Genomic DNA, 3,111 nt, shown 5'->3' with positions numbered 1-3,111 from the left:
ATAATTGGGAAGACGGCGTCGGCCCGCGGGCCGAACGCCCGGTGCGCCTCGACCTTGCCTGGCGCACTCGTGAAGCCAATCAGATCGGCGTGAATGAATTCGTCGACTGGTGCAAGAAGGCGAATACCAAGCCGATGCTTGCCGTCAATCTCGGATCACGTGGCCTCGATGCCGCCCGCAATTTCCTCGAATATTGCAATCATCCCGGCGGCACTTACTGGTCGGATCTGCGCCGCAAGCACGGCTGGTCCAATCCGCACGATGTTAAATTGTGGTGCCTCGGCAACGAGATGGATGGTCCCTGGCAGGTCGGCCACAAGTCGGCCTATGAATATGGCCGGCTGGCGGATGAGACGGCGAAGGCCATGCGCGGCTTCGATAAGTCGCTTGAACTCGTGGTCTGCGGCTCGTCCAATTCCGACATGAAGACCTATCCCGAGTGGGAGGCCCAGGTTCTCGAACAGTGCTATGACAGCGCCGACCACATTTCGCTGCATATGTATTTTGCCAACCGCGAGAAAAACACGCTCAACTATCTCGCCCGCGCGACGAAGCTCGACCGCTACATCACCACGATCGGCGGCGTGATCGACTACATCAAGGCGAAAAAGCGCTCGAAGAAGACGATCGGCATTTCCTTCGACGAATGGAATGTCTGGTATCATTCCAACCAGCAGGACAAGGAGATCCTGGCGCGCGACGAATGGCCGGATGCGCCGCATCTCTTGGAAGACATCTATAATTTCGAAGACGTGCTGCAGGTCGGCGGCATCCTGAACACCTTCATCCGTCGCTCCGACCGCGTGCGCATCGCCTGCATCGCGCAGCTCGTCAACGTCATCGCCCCGATCATGACCGAGGACGGCGGCGCCGCCTGGCGCCAGACCATCTATTACCCCTTCTATTACGCCTCCAGATATGGCCGCGGCTCGGCACTGCAGCTGGTCGTCGATGGTCCGACCTATGACAGCGACGAGGAGAACGACGTTCCCTATCTCGACGTATCGGCAGTCCATTCCGAAGACGGCAAGACCCTGACCTTCTTTGCCGTCAATCGTCATCCGAACGCGGCGCTCGATCTCGATGTGCGGCTGGAAGGTTTCGCAAATGCCCGCGTGGTCGAGCAGGTGGAAATGACCCACGGTGATCTGGAAGCCGTCAACACGGCTGCGCGGCCGCAAACGGTCGCTCCGGTCAATGTCGAGAGTGGAAAGATTGAGGATGGACGGTTGCGGGCGGCGCTGAAGCCGCTGTCCTACAACGTCATCCGGCTGTCAGTGTGACAGCCGCCGCCGGGTAAGCCACGATTGGCCACCGGCTGAGATTTCGGCTCACTGCGAGGAGGCAGGGAGCCGGAGGGATGGTTCGCCGAAGCTCTGGACCTTGAGTCCTGAGGCCTCTGCGAACCGACAACCGCGACGTGCCCATGCGTGCCTTTGCGGCCGCCGTATCGTCGCTTTCTAGGGAGGAGTTCATGCAACAGTGGAAGAGGCTCGCATTTGGCGTCGCGCTGGCCGCACTCGGCCTGACAACGACGGCCAAGGCCGATGACTACACCTCCTTGCCGCGCAAGGAGACGCTCATCGTCGAAAATCCGGAAGGGACGATCAAAAATCCCGGCTGGTTCAACATCTGGGTCAATGGCGGCGGCGGCGTATCGACCGGCCTGCAGCAGCTGACCATGGATACGCTCTGGTATATCGATCCCGAACAAGGGCTTGGCGGCGCGACCTGGGACAATTCGCTGGCTGCCGACAAGCCGCAATATAATGCCGACTTCACCGAGATGACCGTGAAACTGCGCAAGGGGCTCTTCTGGAGCGACGGTGTGGAGTTCACGGCAGACGACGTGGTCTACACCGTCAAGACGCAGATGGATCACCCCGGCATGGTCTGGAGTGCTGCCTTCTCGGTGCAGGTGGCAAGCGTCGAGGCGACAGACCCCTCGACTGTCGTGTTCAAGCTGAAGAAGCCCAATTCGCGCTTCCACGCCATTTTCACCGTTCGCTGGAACGGCGCCTGGATCATGCCCAAGCATGTCTTCGAAAAAGTCGAAGATCCGCTTCGTTATGACTTCGCCAATCCCGTCTCGCTCGGCGCCTACAAGCTCAAGTCGTTTGATCCCCAGGGCAAATGGTATACCTGGGAGAAGCGTGACGACTGGCAACGGACCTCGCTTGCCCGCTTCGGCGAGCCGGCCCCGAAATACGTGACCTATACCGATCCCGGCCCGCCGGATAAGCGGACGATCGCCCAGCTCGAGCACAATCTCGATATCATCCACGACAATACGCCAGAGGGCATGTTCACCCTCAAGGAGAAATCCAAGTCGATCGAAACCTGGTTCCCGGGCTTCCCCTTCGCCCATCCGGATCCGACACTTCCGGCTGTCATTTTCAACACGCAGGATCCGCCATTTGACAACGCTGATGTACGCTGGGCGCTTGCCCTGCTGATCGACATCAAGGCGGTTGATATGGCGAGCTATCGCGGGGCAGCGACGCTTTCGGCGCTCGGCGTGCCGCCGACGGCGGCCACGATGAAGGACTATCAGGCGCCGATGCAGGATTGGCTGAAGAATTTCGAGATCGATACCGGCAAGAGCAAGATCAAGCCTTATGACCCGACGGTCGGGCAACAGATCGCCGATATTCTGCGCAAGCAGCCGAAGTTCAAGGACCAGATCCCGACCGACCCGCAGGCAATCAGCGGTGCCTTCGGCTATGGCTGGTGGAAACCGGATCCGAAGGCTGCCGGCGAACTGCTGGAGAAGGCAGGCTTCAAGAAATCCGGCGGCAAATGGCTGACCCCTGATGGACAGCCCTTCAAGATCCGCATGACGGTGGAAGGCGACACACGCTCGGTCTTCACCCGCGCCGGGACGCTGATCGCACAGCAATGGGCTTCCTTCGGTATCGACGCCAAAGCCGTGCCGGCCGCGAAACTTTGGCAGGTGGCACTCCAGCCCGGCGATTTCCAGGTGGCGATTGCCTGGAGCGTCGAGACCTGGGGCGGCGATCCTGACCTGTCGTTCTTCCTCGACAGCTGGCACTCGCAGTTCGTGGCCAAGAAGGGTGACAATCAGCCGCCGCGCAACTGGCAGCGCTGGAG

The 3,111-nt window shown here is 60.3% G+C and carries 2 protein-coding genes; both read left to right on the top strand.

What is annotated here, in order from left to right:
* Positions 1-1,283 (top strand): arabinosylfuranosidase ArfA (gene arfA, locus AC1D1Z_RS35695; RefSeq protein WP_477853512.1); only part of this gene is annotated, 1,283 nt, incomplete at its 5' end.
* Between the two features lie 191 nt (positions 1,284-1,474).
* Positions 1,475-3,111, top strand: a 1,637-nt coding sequence (locus AC1D1Z_RS35690; protein WP_477853510.1) for an ABC transporter substrate-binding protein, incomplete at its 3' end; no start/stop codon positions are given.

This window comes from Rhizobium sp. P1_E1, assembly GCF_056406015.1.
The sequence above is the reverse complement of the archived record's forward strand: the minus strand, read 5'-3'. Positions and strand labels throughout refer to the sequence as shown.